Here is a 19123-nt window from a genome sequence, read left to right on the forward strand (position 1 = left end):
ATGCGGGTTGTAGCGTTAACTTACTCTATGTGACGGATAAATTTAGGGAAAGATTAGGTCAGTGATGAAAGTCAGGAAGAAACGCTTAATGCAATCCATGCCGAACTAAACGCAGCAAAAGTAGGAATCACCATCAGAAAGAGGGGCGATCGCCTAGATCTACGAGGGACCGAACCACCCAAACCCAACAGCGGGAAAACCAAACCTCATCAAAAATATCAAGATAACTGAGGAATGGGAAAGACTTTTAACCCTAACCCTGTCAAAGTAGTGGCATTAAGATGACGAATGAAGGAGTCATTACGAACGTTTGTAGGAGTAGGGTTTGAGTGGGTTGCCACCAGCAATTCATGGCTAAACTTTTAACCCATAGAGAATTGAATTAAAACTGAGCATCGGCAGGAGGCGTTCTCGATAAGTCAATTGCTATTTTATGGCGGTACTAGGGTTTAATTTGAGTTGATTTAATGAGGAGGCAGAGCCTCCAAAGAAGTGTTACCAGGCAGAGCCTGGTCACGAGAATTTTGGGACTGCTTTGTCTTTCCCGGTCTCATTCAGAAGTTGTTTAATTTGAACCCGGGGGGTATCTATTATTTTAATATAAGCGGGAATCACTTGTTCAGAAATGGATTCACTCGGGTCTGTCTGGACTAAGATGGAAAGTTGAGAAGATTTGGTTTGAGCGGCTGCTGACAGGAGGAGTAAAGACTCTAGGAGAGATTCTCCTGGTCTTTGGACTCGGACTAAAATGGGTTTATTTTTAAATTGTTGTTTGAGTATGGCATCAATTCCCTTATTTCGATGAACTGGAATGGCATCTAATCCTTGCAATAAAGCTAAGGCTTCTTGATTGGCATTTAAATAAGAGTCTCGGCCTTTTTGTAGCAGTTTTGAAGCAGTTTTGATGGGATTGATGAGCCGTTGTTGGGTCAAGTTTACAGCATCCTCGGAAATATCCATTCCGATTCCGTGGCGGCCCAAAAGTTGCGCTGCTACTAACGTTGTTCCGCTGCCGCAAAAGGGGTCTAGGATTAAATCTCCGGGGTTGGTGGCAATTTCGATGATGCGTTCAAGGAGGAGAATCGGCTTTTGGGTGGGATAACCGACTCGTTCTTTTGCTTTGGGATTGAGGTAAGGAATTTCCCACACATCCGATAAGGGAACGCCTTTTTTGCTATCATTGAGAATGACTTCCCCTTGTTCATTTCGGGCGTAAACTGTTTTGCCTTGTGAATCTCGCGATCGCTTCTGCAAGATTTGGTCTACATTGGTGGATTCAGAATAACTTGTATAGAGGGTATTAAACGTAAATGAATCTGACTTTGAATAAAAATAAATGGTTTGATGGGCGGGTAATAATCCTTTTTTGGAATTAGACCAGCGTTTGTAATGCCAAATAATTTCAGACCGAAATTGGTCCGGTCCAAATATATCATTTAACAGGTCACGAATCAGGTAATTTGCTGTGGCATCACAATGGACAAATATATTTCCAGAAGACTTGATCACTCTCTGTAATTGAACCAATCTATCATAGAGAAACTCGGCATATTTTTTATGGCAACCCCACAAATCATCAAAGGAAAACTCTTTGCTGCCATCTCGGGTTTTCAGCTTATGGGTTTTTTCGGTAAAAAATGGCGGGTCCAGATAAATAGCATCAACGGATTCATCCTGAATCTGTTCTAAAAGTTTCAGGCAATCGCCTGTTAAGACTTTCATGGGTATGCTGTTGCGCTCAAGGATTTAGCACTTTAATTGATAAGTTTAATGGCTACAATTTTAAATGAATTGGACTATTTGTGAGACAGTGGGAGTATTTTATGAGCAGTAGGGAGCAAGATGCTCCCACTCCTATGCTCCCTGGTAGTGCGAGCATCTTGCTCGCTTTCTCTATAACAAATGGATTTAGACTAAAACTTTAGACTAAAACGGAATTTCATCCTCGGGTTCATCAACGGGTGGCTGTTTATAATAGGTTTTTGCCGGGGGTGCAGAGACTTTAGATGCGCCGGTAGGTTCGGATGGGATGGGGGTAGGTGCGGCAGCCGATCGCCCTTTGTCCGTGGCAGCAGGGGTGGTGGATCGGCGCGATTCCAATGCCACCACATTGGTTGCGGGAGTTGCCTTATCTGGGGACGATGCACCTCCGGTTTGTTCCCCTAAACTGTGGATGCGTTGTGCGACTAATTCCGCCCGTTTTTCCTTAAATCCTTCGGGACGTTCCACGGTATTCATGCTCAATCGCCCTTCAATCACCACCCGATCGCCGACGCCATAGCGACTGTGAAGTTCTTGAGCAAAATTTCCCCATCCAATCACCTTTAAATGAGCCGGTGGATCACTCTCGCGATAACTGGGAAATTCCACTAACATTTCTGCGATCGCCAAATTGTCGCTGGTATAGCGCAATTGCGGTTCTTGAATGATTTGTGCCATTAAAATGCAGTTATTCATAATAATCTCTCAGTGTTAACTAGAACTTAATCAGACGAAACATCTAACAGCAAATCGAATCTCATCCTGATTGGACTCATCTGTTCATCTCAGGTACGGGTTTAGAAACCGGGTTTCTTGGTCTTTTGTCGAGGTTCAGGGGTTTCTTTGTCTTTTGCTGGCTTAATTTGGCGGTCTGTTTCCCCTCTTTTGCTCCATTATATCGGTCTGTGGGGTCCCTGTCCTACCCACCCCGGGGATTCTCCCGAGGACTCAGGGGAGGCGATCGCCATAAAAAGACGCCCTCACGGGCGTCTCTTAAAATACCATGAAACCAGTCCCCGCCTTAATTATCCGCGCTCATACTCGTATCACCGCCTTCCTGTTCCTGGACAAAATCCTGGACATACTTGCGATACTGCATCAACGAGGTATCCACCCACTCGCGATCGAGACTGTTGGCGAAAATATGGACCATTGGTTCACCGGCATCGGGCAAAATCAACACCCAACTATCATCATGAGGGCGATCGAAAATCTTCACCCCATCGATTAACTCCAAATTATCCGCCGGGTGCGTTTCCACCAGATGACGCATCAACGCCCCCTTCACCGTCCAAGGACAGCGTACCGTCAGAGTTTTATGACAAACTCGGGGAACCTCAGCGCGAACTTGTCCCAGAGATTCCTCCTGTACCGTCAGCATCTCAATCGACTTGGCGATACAGAACATCGCATCAAATCCCGGATGCAGTTCAGGGAAAATAAAGCCCATATCTCCACTGCCGCCTAACACCACATTGGGATTAGTATGACAAGCTTCCATTAACGCAGTGGGATTTGCCTTGGTGCGAATCACCTTGCCATCATGACGACGGGCAATATGCTCTACTGCCGATGACGCATGAACCGGCACAACCACCGTACTGCGGGGGTTCGTGGTCAAAATCATCTGCACCATCACCGCCGTTAACAACTCCCCTCGGATGGGACTGCCGCTTTCATCCACCAAAATCAACAATTCCCCGTTTGCTGAGACTTGTGCGCCAAAATTAGCATGGAGGGCCTCCACCACTTGGCCCAGTTGCACGAGCAAATTCTCCCGTTCTTCGTTGACGGGTGCCATCTGACTCAAACTGGCATTCAGAACCACCGCGTCGGAACCAAATTTAGCTAAAAGCTGCGGTAACACGGCCCCGGATACGGCGTAAGCGTAATCGATGACGACTTTGGAGTTACTATATCGAATCGCTTCTACATTCAAGTGTTTTTCAAACCCGGTACTGTACAAATCCAGGACTTGACTCGGGTAGGCCATATTGCCAATTTCTTGAATCTGGGCACGGCGAAAATCTTCCTTAAAATACGCCCCCTCGATTTTCTTCTCCCGCGCCTTGGAGATATTGATGCCTTTATTATCAAAAAACTCAATCAGCAATGAATCCGGGCGTTCCGGGTGCAAGCGGACATGAAGTCCGCCCTCGACGGAGAGGGTCGGGACGATATAGCGGGCGACGGGTATCGCTGTTGCTTCCAAGTTTTGGACATGGGTACCGACGGACATCAATCCGGCAATTAAGGACCGGGAAACCATGCGGGAGATGCTGCGTTGGTCTCGGGAGACGGTAATGCTGGCCCCGGGTTGCAGGGTAGACCCATAAGCGGCCCCTAATTTCACTGCAAATTCCGGGGTGATATCGATGTTTGCCAGTCCGGAGACCCCGCGCTGGGCGAAGAGATTGCGTTGGGCGGATTGACCCCAAATTAAATTAATGTTGAGGGTAGCACCGGATTCGATTTTTTTGCTGGGCCAAACGCGCACTCCTGGACTGATTTGGGCTTCTTCCCCGACGGTGGAGAGGGACCCGACGACGGCCCCTTCCAGGACGTGAGCACGGCGGTCTACGCGGACGCCTCGACCGGCGACACAGGCTCGTAAATGGGCTTCATCGCCGATGATTGCGCCGTTCCAAACGATGGGTCGTTTGAGGTCGGCATCGGAACCGATGGTGACGTTATCGCCGAGGATGGTGCCGGATTCGAGTTTGGCCCTGGCTCCAATGCGGCAGTTATCGCCAATGACGACGGGGGTTTCGATTTTGGCGCTAGGGTCGATAAAGGTGTTTTGACCAATCCACAATCCGGGCGATCGCAATTCATAGGCAAAGTCTAGCTTGACTTTTTGCAATAGGCCATCATATTGCGATTCTCGATAGGCGTCTAAATGACCGACATCACACCAATACCCTTCGGCAACATAGCCATACATGGGCTCGCCTTTTTTCAGCAACAGGGGAAATAAATCTTTGGAAAAGTCGCTTTCTTCATTGGCGGGTAAATAATCCAGGACTTCCGGTTCTAGGATATAAATGCCAGTGTTGACCGTATCGGAAAAAATTTCACTGGTTGAGGGTTTTTCTAAAAATCGCTGAATTCGCTGTTGCTCATCGGTAATGACTACCCCAAATTCTACGGGGTTGGGAACTCGGGTTAATACTAAGGTGGCTTTTGATCCCTTTTCTTTATGGAATTTAATGGCGGCGGTGAGGTCAAAGTCGGTGATGCTATCGCCGCTAATTACTAAGAAGGTCTCATCCAGAAGTTCGGCAATATTTTTGACGCATCCAGCGGTTCCCAGGGGTTGGTCTTCTTCGACGGCATAGGTCATTTGAACCCCAAATTCGTGGCCGTCTTGGAAGTAATCTCGCATGACGTCCGGCAGGTAGTGCAGGGTGGCAATAATTTCGGTGATGTTATGCCGTCTGAGGAGATTGACGATGTGTTCGGCGATGGGTCGATTCAGAATGGGGACCATCGGTTTGGGTAAGTCGCAGGTTAGGGGTCTGAGCCTGGTTCCCGAACCGCCTGCCATGAGCACTGCTCGCATAATTCCTCCTTGATCATTTTTATTTTATGGTGTAGTCGCATCATTACGGTTCATAATGTGCAACCCTTTGTCGTACTCTATTATCCTATCCGCTTGCACAGCTTGAGCGCTTGATGAGCGTCGTGGGCGGCTTTCTGTTTGCGGGACAGATTTAATCGTTGTGCAAAGGGTACTGCCCTGTCTCCATCCTCCAGATAGATGTTGGGATCCCATTGAGTGAATCTTGGGCGATCGCCGTTTCTATCCCACACCAGAGATTCCTCCAAATTCCCCCCGATGGCGGATCCTCGCCTGGGTCTTGTTTTCCTCCTAATCCCTGACGATGACTCGTGGTTCGGGGATTAATCTCAATGCTTCTTTCCATGACTCGACAAGCGCTATTGTTAACGGCAGATGGATAGTTGAGGGAGCCAGCAAAAATCTTCTCTTCTCCCTAAATTGCGATCGCTCCTCTTGATACTCTTTACTCACCGATACCACAAAACGCGCTCCAACTCTGCCACTGAGATCACAAACCGCCCGAAATTAATCCGATCCTACCCCCGCTATGGCCCAAATTCTGCTAACTCGGGTCACACTCACCGGATGCCACCGCTCGGAGTAGCATCAAATGAGTGCGATCGATTAACCTTATAGATAGATAGAAGCGGTTCATCTCGCCGCTGTTGAAAATTGCTGTCCAGGTAGTCGAGAGGTCGAGGGGCCTTTTTGCGGCCTGGAATCCAACATTGATGCTTAGGGGACTAAAGACGATGATTCAGTTAGTAGGTTTTGCCTTCCTGGTTCTGTATGCTGCCGGAGGTTGGAAGTTCTGGAAGGGGTTTAGACGGACCAATTTTACCGAGGGTCGTCTGTATTTAACCCTCTTGTGGCCCGTTTTGGTGGTTAATAAGTCTTATCGCAAGAATTTTACCAAGGCCCTGAAGGGTCGCTAATCTCGCACCGACTCCCGATTTGAGCGGGTACAATAATCAGGCCAATCCTAGGGATAAGGGTTCATGTCTAAAGCTCCAAATAGTAGTCCACCAGATGCCGATTTCTTAGGGTCCGACCCTTGGCAAAGTCGGCTTTCTCCTGTAGCGTCTCGCTTTAATCAGGAGTATCGGGGGGAACCGATTGAACTCCCGCCCGAGGTGGAGTCGATGCCGATTTTTCACGATCGCGTTTCCGGTGCGTTACAAGCGTCTCAAGTTTCTCCCTTCTGGGAGATTGCTAAACCTAAAAAAAATCAGCGATGTCTGGATATTGGCTGTGGGGTCAGTTTCTTGGTCTATCCTTGGCGAGATTGGGGCGCTTATTTTTACGGGCAGGAGATCAGTACCGTTGCCCGGGATGCCCTCAATTCTCGGGGTCCGCAATTGAATTCTAAGTTGTTTAAAGGGGTCTGTTTAGGACCCGCCCATCGTCTAAGTTATGGCGAAGATGCTTTCGATCTGGCGATCGCCACGGGGTTTAGTTGCTATTATCCCTTAGCTTATTGGACCGATATACTCGCTGAAGTGAAGCGGGTTTTAAAACCCGACGGGTCTTTTGTTTTTGATGTGGTCAATCCCGAAGTCCCCCTCGCGGAAAATTGGGGAATTTTAGAAATGTATCTCGGCACTGAGGTGTTTTTAGAACCCATCACGGCATGGGAAAAACTGATTAAAGAATCCGGCTGTAAAATCGTGAAGCGATCGCCAGGAAAGATCTTTTCCATGTATAAAGTTAAATTTGAATAGCCAAAACCGACACCCAATCGGGTACATTTACAAGCACAAAGCCCACCCAGTCGGGCTACCATTCAAAGTCAGACGTTATTCCGTCTGGCTTTCATCGGCTCTATCTGCAATTTTTCCAGCCCCGATTTATGACGGTAACTCCTTCGATTTGGTTGATTGGCGGTACCCGTGAAAGCCGGGAATTAGCTCAAGTTCTGGCTTTAAATCACCTCCCCTGTACGATTTCGGTCACCACAGAATCGGCGCGATCGCTCTATCCGTCTGTTCCCCTGTTGCAAGTGTGGGTCGGTCAGTTAGATGCCGACTCTCTTCCCGATTTTCTCACGTTTCACCAAGTTGTTGCCATCCTAGATGCCTCTCACCCTTTTGCCACAACTATCTCACAATTAGCAATTGACACCGCTTTAAAGCATGACTTACCTTACTTACGCTATGAGCGCAAGTCAGTAGATTCCTCACATTTTGCAAACAATCAAGCCAGGAATCCGGACAGGCTTGTGAGATTGCCCAGCTTTGAAGCCTTAATCCAAGGAGATTATTTAGCCGGAGAACGAGTATTCCTGACCACGGGTTATCGCACATTACATCTGTTTCAACCCTGGCAGAAGCGATCGCACCTGTATGCGCGGGTACTTCCGGCAGTCGCCTCCCTAGAAGCGGCCCTCGCTGCGGGATTCACTCCCGATCGCATCATCGGGATCCGCCCCCCAATCTCCCTCGAATTAGAACGAGCACTCTGGCAGCATTGGCAAATTACCCTAGTCGTCAGCAAAGCGTCCGGGACCCCAGGGGGAGAACCCATCAAACGCCAACTGGCAACTGAACTGGGGGTCAAACTCATCCTGATTGATCGACCCCCAGTCGCCTATCCCCACCAAACCGATGACTTAACCACTGCGATCGCCTTTTGTCGCACCAATTGTGCGGGCGTCGGTGTTATACCTATCACCCCCCCCAACTAAAGTCATTCCCCATTTCGTAGTAACGACTTCAGTCGTTTCCGCTTCCCAAACTTGAGCAAAAATCCCAGTTCGTAGTAACGACTTCAGTCGTTTCCGGGTTCCCAAACCCTGCGGGTTGTCCCCATGAAACTGAAAACCTGGGCGATCGGGCAAATCCGGAACGACTTCAGTCGTTACTAAGAACAGGGAAGAGAACGACTTGATGGGTTAGAAATCAGCGAATTTTGGATGAGGTCCTTTCCGAACGACATTAGAAATAGGATACCTGAGTTGGAGAAGATCTACCCCTCACCCAAAACCGAGGATCTTGATGCCACAACCCGAGAGAAAGTAAGGGAGAATGAGAACAGACGCGATTTGTGTCGGGTTAATCAAGATTTGAGCAGATTATGGCTAGAGTTCTTATTGAAAACGTTTACAAAAGTTATGGCGATCGCCGAGAAAAACCGACGCCAGTCCCAGCAGACGGGAGAGTAGGGGCCGATGACACCTCCACCTTGGGTTTAAAACCTGCCCAGATTTTGCGACGGATTAACCTCACCGTGGAAGATGGGGAATTTATGGTCCTAGTGGGACCGTCAGGATGTGGCAAAAGTACGCTATTACGATTGATTGCGGGATTGGAAGAATTAACTGCCGGGAATATTTGGGTGGGCGATCGCCTCCTGAATGACCTCCCCCCCAAGGACCGCGATATCGCAATGGTGTTTCAAAACTACGCCCTTTATCCCCATCTCAAGGTTTATGACAATATTGCCTTTGGGTTGCGGCGAACTCTGGTGATGAATGATGCGACATCCGAGGGAACGGTGGTTAAAGATGATACCAACTCGGTTCCCAATTGGGCGATCGATGCATTAGTTTCGATGACACGGAATCTCCCGAAACCCCTGCGCTATCTTTCCCCAAAAGAACGGGAAGTAGATCAGCGGGTCCGAACCGTGGCGGGGTTACTGCAAATCGAAGCGTTACTCGATCGCCTGCCGAAACAACTCTCCGGGGGTCAAAAGCAACGGGTGGCCCTGGGACGCGCAATGGCCCGAAATCCCCAGGTGTTTTTAATGGATGAACCGCTTTCTAATTTAGATGCTAAATTGCGGGCGGAAACGCGCAGTCAAATCGTTAAGTTGCAGCGGCAGTTAGAGACGACGACGATTTATGTCACCCATGATCAAACTGAAGCGATGACGATGGGCGATCGCATTGCGGTAATGAATGCCGGACAAATTCAACAGATTGCTGCCCCACTGGAACTTTATCACCGACCGGCGAATTTGTTTGTAGCTGAATTTATTGGATCACCGCCAATGAACTTTCTGACGGTGCAGTTTAAGGCCCCGTTGTCGATCGCATCAGACTCGTTTCGGTTTACCTTGCCGGAATATTGGGGGACTGCGTTACAAGGGTATGATGGGCGATCGCTAATTTTGGGGATTCGGCCCGAACATCTGAGTGTGAGTCCAGCAGCGACTAAAAATATGAAGGTCAAGGTGGATTTAGTAGAGGCGCTGGGTTCCGAGACCTATATTGTGGGTGCACCGCCAGGTCATGACCTGCCTAAACCGATTCAGGCGCGAATTGAACCGGATTGGATGGTGCATCCGGGGGAGGAGATTTGGTTGGCGATCGCCCTAGAAAAAATTCACCTGTTTGATATGGAAACGGGAAGGGCAATTTTTGCCAGTGACCGTTGAAGACGGATGTTGGGGGGGGGTGATGGCAGACTTCAGGCGATCGCTCCCCTGCCTCCAGGAGGCTAATTCACAAAGTTGTTACTTTGGCAAATAATTGTTACAATTTTTAATGAAAGCGAACAAACCTTTATAAATTGGAGTTTAATCTCATGATAGAACCACAAAAGCGCAATCAATGGAATTGGGGATTTACGCCGAGTGCAGAAAGCTGGAACGGTCGTTTAGCAATGATCGGGTTTATTTCTGCGGTGATCCTTGAACTCACTACAGGTCAAGGTGTTCTGCACTTTTTAGGCATCATTTAACTCGGTTCAGACCACGGATCTGACCGGAAATTAAAAAATAGGGGAGAGTTCCGACGGGAACCCCCTATTTTTTTTTGCCGATGACTTGCCCATTTTGAATATCTAATGTTACCCTGATCGTGCGATCGCACTTGGGAGTAGCAGAATTAGAGACGCGATCAATTCTCGCGTCTCCCAGATACAGTATATTTGCCTAGCGGATGTACTCTTTGAGAATGCTATTGCGATTGGGATGGCGCAATTTCCGTAACGCTTTCGCCTCTATTTGCCGAATCCGTTCGCGGGTCACATTAAAGATTTGACCAATTTCTTCTAACGTTTTCATCCGGCCATCATCTAACCCGTAACGCAGACGCAGAACATCCCGTTCCCGAGGACTCAGAGTATCCAGAACGCTTTCGAGGTCTTCGCGCAATAGATTTTTCGATACCTGATCTTCTGGAGTTTCCCCATCGGACTCAATAAAATCGCCCAATCGGGAATCTTCTTCCTTACCAATCGGGGTTTCTAAAGAAATAGGTAACTGAGCAGATTTAGCAATAAATCTCAACTTTTCGATGGTCATTTCCATCCGAGTTGCAATTTCTTCTTCCGTAGGTTTGCGCCCCATTTCTTGGGACAGAAGTTTGGTGGTTTTTTTAATCCGGGAGATCGTTTCATACAGATGAACCGGAAGACGAATCGTCCGGGATTGATCGGCGATCGCCCGGGTAATCGCCTGCCGAATCCACCAAGTCGCGTAGGTGGAGAATTTATAACCCTTTTCGTGATCAAACTTTTCAGCCGCCCGGATTAAACCCAGACTCCCTTCTTGAATTAAATCTTGGAACGAAAGTCCCCGATTCATGTATTTTTTAGCGATCGACACCACCAAACGGAGGTTCGACTGCACCATTTTATCCTTCGCCCTTCTGCCGCAATGAAGTCGATGGCGAAATTGAGCCAAGGTCATATTCACTGCATCTGCCCACTCCGCATCGTAGGGTTCGCGATGTAAGTGATCACACAGGTGTTCGCGAATTCGCTCTAATTCCAGCAAGTCAGCAATTTTGCGAGCGAGTTCAATTTCTTCATCTGCACGCAACAGTCTAATGCGACCTATTTCTTGCAAATAAAGACGAATAGAGTCTTCCGTATAATGCTTCTTCTTAGGTTGCGCCCGACGACGAGTCGATCGCGCCTTTGTCGCTTTCGGGTCATTGTCTTCTGAGGCAGCCTCTGAAAATCCATCCTCATCAATGGATATGAGAGGTTCGTCATCAGTCTCAATTAATATTTCTAAATCATGCTGAGATTGACCGATGGATTTGATATCGGTGGTCTCAATAGGTGTCAGTACGTTATTAGCCTGGGTCATGCCGCGTTCCTCATGCTCTATCACGAAACAATCAACTAACAAATTTGTGTGATTGGGGGATGTGCTAACACCCTAACCCATCACTGAGTTTTACGAACCTTTGACCTGTCAAAAGCGGATCATTACGCAACTGCCTTGGACTCCAAAACAAGAGACGATTGGCTCCGGCGAGAGATCGCCTGTCGGTGATGATTGTCACCACGCGCCCCATTTTTTCTCTTCACGAGATCAACGGATCCGATGGCTAGTCACGAAACGCCTCACTCAACTGCTGCTGATCAGGAAAGGGGGTTCGATACATCACTTACTAAACACACCTTCAGGGCTATTTAGAAGTGGAAATCAATCAAGATTCTCTACGGTCCTGATCAGACCTTCCCGATTGTAGCCTTTTTCACAAAAATTGCACCTTGGTTTTCATTGTCTTTTGTTTCTGGGGTTCTCATGCCCCGAAATCAGGGGTATCCCGATCTCGCTGCGGTTTGACATGATAACCTTGATCTAGGCACTTTAACAAGGTTCGTCTTGTTTTAGAAGGCATCATGACTGAATCCCTATTCTCTTCTCGGTGAAAGATTGCCATCCACTCAGACGGCTGTACTCATCTTCATTCCCGGGATGTTTTCCCTCAAGACTTCCAAATAATCTAAAAACTGTCACTGCACCCATTTTTACTTGATTTCCTTAAATTTACTCACATCAATAGACTTAGCCGTTACTTAATTAGGCGGTCATTCAGCATTGATGAGTGGTCAGGTTCGGTCAGACCCGGTTTCTCCATCACCCCCTAGTTGCTTGAAATTGTAGCAAACGGTTCAGTTATTGGCGACTATTTTGAAATGAAACGAGTTACAAAATCCATCTTTCCATCAAATCTGGATGCAACCGATGACTCAGACGCGATCTGCCCTCAAATTATCAGGACTCGGATAGAGAGTTTTGCTTAGGCTAGATCCCCTCCCTACACCCAATTGATTGGGCATAGTTTTGGGTTTTTGCTTCACCCTTGCCACTGATGATTGTTGAGAAGAAGTTGGACCCCTCCTGTTGCAATTGGATTTGAATTGGTTTCGACAGGAAATGACACAGGCATTTGTGGGAGTACCCCCGAATAGATCTGACACCAACCGAATCAGAGGACACTTCGTTTTTCCCCCTTTGGGGAGTTGTGTTTACAGTGCCTCATGAAATGAGTTTTCGGGTGCAACCCCTGCCTTGTCCCAGGGTAGGACAATTATAATCTAGCTGCCCGTTTTTTTTCAGACGACCAACAGTGAACCCCACGGAAGGTCGGTTATGCTTCCCCATCTCAAGGGGGGTTGAAATTGCTCTGATTGCGTTTTCAACTCCAATCGTTCCAGCTTACTGACCCCCCGCAAGCGGTTGTTATGGGTTGTCGTTCCATAATGACCCGGTTCAATGACGGTACTTTACTGAGTTATTCTAATCTTTCAACAAGAAAGTTGACAGGTTAGAGTTGAATCTAAAATTAACATTCCCCCATTTGCGAACGGATCGACATCTGTGCTTTTTTTTGTCGAAATCGGGATTGCTGTTATTTTCATCCTCATTCTGACACATCTGGCTCTGTGGGCTTTGATAGGGAAGGGGTTTTTTGAACTTCCCCAGAATAGATCGATGACTCAATCCTTTTTTTGTGGCACTGATGAAGCTGCCGATCGCGATCGTCTCTTGACTTCCGTGCTGATCCCTGTGTGCCCTGGGACATTGATCTAGGTGAAGTAATCGATTATCCCCAGGGCAACGCCGGTTGCCAACCCCTTTGTTAAATTTTGTGAAACTTCTCGATTCCTATCAGGTTTACCCCGGCTAGAGTGGGCTGCATGACTGCCACAGGCGATCGATTGTAACGAAATGATAACCGGCTCGCAATAACTCGGGAATTAATTCCTCGGCGATCGCCGCAACGTCCTCCCCACCATGCCATCCATCGTGCAAGACAATATGGGACCCGTTCTGAACCTGCCTCAGAACTCGGTCCACCACCACCGATACTCCCGGTCTCCACCAGTCCTCGACCACCACACTCCACATCACTGGACGGTAGTTCCACTGCTGCAAATGGCGCAAGATCCCCGGGGTAAACAACCCGTTTGGGGGTCGCACGTCTCGGATCTGGGTTTTGACCTGTTCTAGATCCAATTCACAGGCGTGAGCGATCGCCGCTTGGTTTTTCTCTAAACTCTCCTGCAGTTGAGTCGGGCTCAGACGCGGAAATGACCGATGCTCATATCCATGCAACCCGATCCAATGTCCCCGTTCATACACCGATTTAGCAACCCAGGGCGACTGCTCCACACAAACCCCCAGCCAAAAAAAGCTGGCCATGATCCCATAGCGGTCTAACACCTTGAGTAACTCTGGCGTGTATTCCGCATGGGGTCCATCATCAAAGGTCAAGGCGATCGCCGGTTCCGTATTCTTTCCCGACCACAGACACTTAGGAAAGCTCGGTTGGAGAATTCTATAAAACAGCGGATATAATGGCGCAAATCTCATGAGCAAGTCTTGATTATTCTTTATCAAATTTAACCTTGGAGGGGATTTTTATCCCCGATCAGCCTAAAACAATTTCCGCTCACAAATAGCCCTCTCTCCGGCCCCGAAAACCGGAACTGTAAAATTTGCTCCTTTACCCTATAATGATAAAAAATTTTTAATGATTTTGTAAAAAAACTGTCAAGATTGTTTAAAAATTTTCGTTCCTAAGCCCTAAACCCCAGAACCCGAATCCAGGGGTCCCCGGCCCAAGATTTACTTTTTCGGGCATTCCTTAATCATTTAGCCCTCACAAGATGTCCTAAAAAATCAGGGATTGAGTTGGGAAAAATACCTAAACTCAACCCCTTAGCCCACCCGTACCTCAAGCGCTCAAACCCGCTCAAGAAATCTCTTGTAACAAATCTCCTGGATTGAACCCTGGGGACACCGCCTCGGGAAAACCGACGGCGGTGCGATCGCTCGGTTGACGATCCACAAACATCCCCAATAATTGAACCGTCGCATCCGTCGCCACATTTACCCCATTCACCGATGCCCGTTGACGCCGATTGCGCTGCTTTTGAGTATATTCCACCTGTTTGGTTTGGGCGATCGCATAAGCCGGGGTATCCCGAGGAATCTGTTTGAGAATCTCGATCGCCCCGACAAAATCTTGCTTTCGTGCCCGTTGATAAGCTTTCTGCAACAGTGAATTCCCCTTAATCCGCTGCTTATCGCGATATTCTCTAATCTTCTCTTGGACCTTAGCATAAGTCGGCGTACCCGAGGGAATCTTTTCGAGCAACTGAATCGCTTTAGCAAAATCTTTGGCGATCGCCGCTTGATAAGCTTGGGTTAATAACTCATGCGCTTCAGCTTCTAAGCGGATCCGATAATTCTCTTCATACTCGGGAATTTTAGAAACCGCCTCCTCATAAGCCGGAGTCCCACGCGGAATCTTCCTGAGTAATTCTAAAGCCCCCTTAAAATCTCGTTCTCGCCCCTTTGCGTATGCGGCTTCCAACCATTCCGGCGTTTGCGGTGCAACTTGAACTGTCGCCTCCTGCACCAAGGGAGCAATTTTCTCTTGCCAATAAGTAATATCAGGAATTGGGGCGGCGGCTTGGATTACTTCGATCCACTGCTGTTCCTGATAGGCTTTTTCCACTAAGGGGAATTGACTCTGGGCTTTTTCCCAGTCTACCCGCCAACGCTCAAGGTGAGTGCGAGCTTCACTATAAGCCTGACTAAAGTTGGGAATTGATTCAGCCAGGGCGATCGCTTTGTCATACTCCCCAGCATGATATTCTAGTCTCGCCTGGTTTAAAAGTTTCGGCCCATCATCTGCGGTGGAAAAATAGAACAGCGAGGTTAGGCCACCTGTAATCACCAGGGAATTCACCGTAAACCCACCCCACATTCCCAGAAGCAGAATATTAGAACCCTTAACACTACTCCCCTTTTTCGAGGGAATTGGTTGGGGTGGGAGTGGGCATTGAGCAACTACCGAATCTGGCGTCGCATTCATTTCTGTAGACGACATAGATTCTAGTTCTAAGGGTTGATTAGGAACCGTCATCCCTTCAGTCGATGGGTCCACAGGGGAGATGGTGGAGATGGGGGAGATAGGGGAAACTCTATCCATCGCATCACTCTGTTCAATAGGACTGGGTGTTGCTGTAGAGGTTAGGGTTACGCGAATTTGAGCTGCGATCGCAATTTCTGCCTCTAGGATGGCGGCAATGTCCTGAGTTTCTTCTAGAGTCTCAGGGGTAGATATGGGTTGAATTTCTATCAGTTGGAGATTGATGGGGTTGGACTCGGGAAACTGTAGAAGTTGCAATTCATTCAGAGCATCCTGAGCAGACTGGTAGCGATGTTTGCAGTGATAGCGAACCATTTTGTTTAACAGGGCAACCAACGCCAAACCCACTGGCGCGATCGCGTCTGAATGCCAATCAATTTCTCCCGTGTGGGAGTTAACTTCTAAGTCTGCCGGATGCAGTCCGGTTAAGGCTTGAATTGCAAGTAATCCCAAGGCATATATATCACTGTTGGGACGGGAGTTTCCGGTGAGTTGTTCCGGGGGTAAATAGCCAAAAGTGGCGATCGGCAAGGCGATCGAGGCTTGTCTATATCCCGGGATATTTTGGTCCCGAATCCGTTGGACACTGGCAAAGTCTACTAGAGTGAATTTCCCATCCTCGGTCCGTTTAATTAATTTATCCGGGGCGATATTGCCATGAATAAACCCATTTTGGTGGATGAAATGAAGAAGGGATAAGCCTTGTTTGAGAAACTCCAAACAAGCGCTTTCACTCCAAAGCTTGCTACAGCGTTGACCGATGGGTAGCAGGTGACGGAGTTTAACTCCTTCAATCCATTCCTGAACTAAATAGGAGGAATCGGCTTCAGTGAAGCAGTGCAACAGTCGGGGAATGCGATCGTGATTTCCTAGTTGTTTCAGGGTTTGGGCTTCAATCCCAAATAAGTGTTGCGCTGATTTGAGACAATGTGGATTGGATGTGGCTAGATTAAGCTGCTTGACGAAACATTTAGGATGGTCTGGGTTTTTTGTATCTTTAGCAATGTAGGTGTTGCCGACCCCATCGGCATTTAAAACTTTAACGATTTGATAGCGATCGGCTAATAAGGTTTCTAATATGGGCATTGACGCGACTCTCTGCATAGAAAGAATTTCCACCTTGACCTTGAGTTTCACAGAGGTTTAGAATCAACCCGATCGCTTGGTTAGAGGCCCCAACAATCTCTCCAACTCCCTGGCATCGAATCGTTGTAGCTGTTCGCTTGACCCGTTGGGCGAGTCGAATCGAGCCAGGTTCGATTCGATGCCATCAGTCTGTTGGGCGATCGCGCTATGCCTTCGATGGGGGACGCACCACTCATCAGCAGTGAAACGACTCACTGCTGAGACCGGGGTTTCTAGCCAAACTAGGAGCTTCTTCAGGTATGAGTACAAACAATGTTCAGCTTTCGGGTTTCTCTATCAGGAATATTGCCCATTATCTTTGAATGCCCCGAATTTTCTTTCATAACCGGCTTTTCATCATCGGGGTATCCTATATAACATTAATTTCAACCCGGGCTGAACCCTAAAACTGGGCAAAAGGTCAGACTCAGCCTCGGTTTGGATGAAGGATCCTTACTCCGTGAATGGGGCGAATTGGCCCGATTTGTTGCCGGTTTAATCCGGATTTTAGTGATTGCAATATCCCGTAAACATTCTAGGTATTTTCAGGGTTTTAAACCCACTTTTAATCTCTACATAAAATTTTATAAATCATCGAAAAATGAATTAATTTTTATTAAAGTTTCCTCTTGACTTTACCCAAATTTTATCTAGGTCTCAAATCCTGCCCTAGTCCGGAGGGTATCCATACTCCAGAAAAATTTTCCGCTCAGAAACTGGGTTTTTACCCCAAATTTTGCACGGATATGCATCGGTTAGGCACAGAACCCCTGGTTCTGGGATGAACCCACCGATGCTGTAGAACTCCAAAAAAACCAGGTTGTCCGGATAACCCGTATTTAGCGTGAAAGATATTAAATGGTAAGTAGATTTTTAAAATTTTGTAAGTATAAATGCAGCAATGACCAATCCGTGAGCTATCTCGGGACCTATACCAATTTCTAGTCCTGTCTTAAATTACGGGTTTTGCAAGTTTCTTAAACCGGGCTATCCGTTCAATTCAAAACCCGTATAAACCCGGATTTCAGTCTTATAAAAATAAGACTAAGTGCTGATTTAGATAAGCGAAATATTATTTTAAATCAGTCAACAAATGGGAAAAAATAGCCTTTAAATTTATGCGTATTGACATTTCAATTTAATGCTTGATGCCCAGAAATTAACGTGTTTTTTAGGACTCAACTATCATGGCTGTAGTGGTTTTTTCTCTCCTGTTTATTCTCTTTACAATTGAAGTTTTAAAACCCAAAAAATCTAAGAACAAATCCAATTTGCATCACTCCAAACATTGCTGTGACTACAATATCCAAGACCGAAAATCCAACTTAGAAGGCAATCATCCTAAAACGACACACAACCCTTCAGCAGGAACCCGTCCTTCTAAATCTCGTGGATAGAGTCTCAAATTAAGAAATGGCAAATTCTACCCTCTCTTTCTTGAATCAGGGTAAGTACATCATTGAGTTGTGAGGTCCCTTATCGTAGACCCAATAACACAGCCGTTCCGTGGTAAGCTGTGGGATTGTTTGTTAATTCAGAATTTAGAACTGTGGCTAAACGCGATAATTAAACCGAGGGATTGGGGGAATTTTCATCGGTTCGTTCCCCTAAAATTGAATAGATAATTGTCTCTTGCTGTTTACCGCGCAGGTGAATTTCAGTAACTTGAATCCCTTGATAGCGATCGCAAACGTAATTATAAGTTTCTGCGGTGACCAAGAGGTGATAAAGATTATGAGTAACAATCTCTTTATTCAGGGGTTCTACTCGTGCCGCCACATTCACCGTATCCCCGATCGCCGAATAATTGGCCCGTTGTTTGCCACCAACACTCCCTGCAATCAGCGGACCTGTATGAATCCCCATTCCCACTTGAATCAACGGTTTCCCTTCGGCTTTCATTCGTTGATTGAGTGTTTTAAGCCTCGCATCCATTGCTAAACAAGCGGCGATCGCCTTCATCGCATCCGCCTGAATCTCCTCGGGAGTTTGGCGAGGAAAGGGCAGCCCAAATACTGCCATAATTGCATCGCCAATATATTTATCAATCATTCCCCCATGCTCCATAATACATTCAGACATGGCATCCAAATAATCATTAAGCCAGGAGAGTAACTCCCGGGGAGGTAAATTTTCAGAGATAGTGGTAAAACTCCGAATATCCATGAATAAAACCGTCGCAATCAGTTCTTGAGGGGGTAAATCACCCTGATCAAAGATTTCATTTCGACGGTCCCAAACTAAACGAGCCATTTGGGGAGAAATTTGTTTTGCGAAAAGCTGCATAAGCTGTTGTTTTTCGTAGCGATCGCGCAGTTGGACGATGATTCCCGCTAACAGCATCGTGCCAATCGGTGCAGCAACGGGAATCCACCAATTTCCCCAAGTAAAAGCAGCTAAGGCGATGGCAAACCAAGCCAGAGGAAACCCCAATACTGCTGCAATCTGAAGTTGCGCTAATCCGAAGCGCATCAGACCGCGATCGCTCCACACCCAACTCATGGATAAACTAATCCCAATTAAAATTCCCCCAATCATGATTGGGGGAA

General features: G+C 47.3%; 15 protein-coding genes. 6 read left to right on the top strand and 9 right to left on the bottom strand.

Features of this window, described 5'->3' with window-relative positions; genetic code table 11:
• Window positions 1-513: 513 nt before the first annotated feature.
• The 4 genes from J0895_RS14060 to J0895_RS14075 form a co-directional block, all read right to left on the bottom strand.
• A complete protein-coding gene (locus tag J0895_RS14060) occupies window positions 514-1722 on the bottom strand; it encodes a DNA-methyltransferase (RefSeq protein WP_207088701.1) in 1209 nt (402 codons plus the stop codon).
• 204 nt (window positions 1723-1926) lie between these two features.
• The gene (locus J0895_RS14065) at window positions 1927-2457 is read right to left on the bottom strand and encodes a single-stranded DNA-binding protein (RefSeq protein WP_207088702.1); all 531 of its coding nucleotides are present in this window, start codon (window positions 2455-2457) and stop codon (window positions 1927-1929) included.
• 325 nt (window positions 2458-2782) lie between these two features.
• Window positions 2783-5323, bottom strand: a complete 2541-nt coding sequence (locus J0895_RS14070; RefSeq protein WP_207088703.1) for a mannose-1-phosphate guanyltransferase — start codon at window positions 5321-5323, stop codon at window positions 2783-2785.
• Between the two features lie 80 nt (window positions 5324-5403).
• Entirely contained in the window at window positions 5404-5574 is a 171-nt protein-coding gene (locus J0895_RS14075) for a hypothetical protein (protein ID WP_207088704.1), read from the bottom strand.
• A 501-nt stretch (window positions 5575-6075) separates the two neighbouring features.
• Between J0895_RS14075 and J0895_RS14080 the strand changes: the two genes are divergently transcribed.
• The 5 genes from J0895_RS14080 (at window position 6076) to J0895_RS14100 (ending at window position 10005) form a co-directional block, all read left to right on the top strand.
• Window positions 6076-6258 (top strand): hypothetical protein, encoded by a 183-nt coding sequence (locus tag J0895_RS14080; RefSeq protein ID WP_207088705.1) that lies wholly within the window; start codon window positions 6076-6078, stop codon window positions 6256-6258.
• Between the two features lie 63 nt (window positions 6259-6321).
• Window positions 6322-7044, top strand: coding sequence for a class I SAM-dependent methyltransferase (locus J0895_RS14085; RefSeq protein ID WP_207088706.1), 723 nt, complete (start codon window positions 6322-6324; stop codon window positions 7042-7044).
• A 128-nt stretch (window positions 7045-7172) separates the two neighbouring features.
• The gene (locus J0895_RS14090) at window positions 7173-8006 is read left to right on the top strand and encodes a cobalt-precorrin-6A reductase (RefSeq protein WP_207088707.1); all 834 of its coding nucleotides are present in this window, start codon (window positions 7173-7175) and stop codon (window positions 8004-8006) included.
• A gap of 389 nt (window positions 8007-8395) precedes the next feature.
• Window positions 8396-9700, top strand: a complete 1305-nt coding sequence (locus tag J0895_RS14095; protein WP_207088708.1) for an ABC transporter ATP-binding protein — start codon at window positions 8396-8398, stop codon at window positions 9698-9700.
• 149 nt (window positions 9701-9849) lie between these two features.
• On the top strand, window positions 9850-10005 hold the full coding sequence (locus J0895_RS14100; RefSeq protein WP_207088709.1) for a chlorophyll A-B binding protein: 156 nt from the start codon (window positions 9850-9852) through the stop codon (window positions 10003-10005).
• Window positions 10006-10198: 193 nt separating this feature from the next.
• Here J0895_RS14100 and rpoD read toward each other — a convergent pair whose 3' ends face one another.
• The 4 genes from rpoD to J0895_RS14120 all read right to left on the bottom strand — a co-directional run bounded on the left by rpoD (window position 10199) and on the right by J0895_RS14120 (window position 16790).
• Window positions 10199-11362, bottom strand: coding sequence for an RNA polymerase sigma factor RpoD (gene rpoD, locus J0895_RS14105; RefSeq protein WP_207088715.1), 1164 nt, complete (start codon window positions 11360-11362; stop codon window positions 10199-10201).
• 1830 nt (window positions 11363-13192) lie between these two features.
• Complete coding sequence (locus J0895_RS14110; RefSeq protein WP_207088710.1) at window positions 13193-13882, bottom strand: polysaccharide deacetylase family protein; 690 nt, start codon at window positions 13880-13882, stop codon at window positions 13193-13195.
• Between the two features lie 382 nt (window positions 13883-14264).
• Complete coding sequence (locus J0895_RS14115) at window positions 14265-16535, bottom strand: serine/threonine protein kinase (RefSeq protein WP_207088711.1); 2271 nt, start codon at window positions 16533-16535, stop codon at window positions 14265-14267.
• A 63-nt stretch (window positions 16536-16598) separates the two neighbouring features.
• A complete protein-coding gene (locus J0895_RS14120; protein WP_207088712.1) occupies window positions 16599-16790 on the bottom strand; it encodes a hypothetical protein in 192 nt (63 codons plus the stop codon).
• Window positions 16791-17761: 971 nt separating this feature from the next.
• Here J0895_RS14120 and J0895_RS14125 point away from each other — a divergent pair.
• On the top strand, window positions 17762-17971 hold the full coding sequence (locus tag J0895_RS14125; RefSeq protein ID WP_207088713.1) for a hypothetical protein: 210 nt from the start codon (window positions 17762-17764) through the stop codon (window positions 17969-17971).
• Window positions 17972-18140: 169 nt separating this feature from the next.
• Here the strand turns inward: J0895_RS14125 and J0895_RS14130 are convergent.
• Window positions 18141-19123: adenylate/guanylate cyclase domain-containing protein (locus tag J0895_RS14130; RefSeq protein ID WP_207088714.1), on the bottom strand; the 983-nt coding region annotated here is incomplete at its 5' end.

Origin of the sequence: Phormidium pseudopriestleyi FRX01 (assembly GCF_017313335.1) — a bacterium.
GTDB lineage: Bacteria > Cyanobacteriota > Cyanobacteriia > Cyanobacteriales > Laspinemataceae > Laspinema > Laspinema pseudopriestleyi.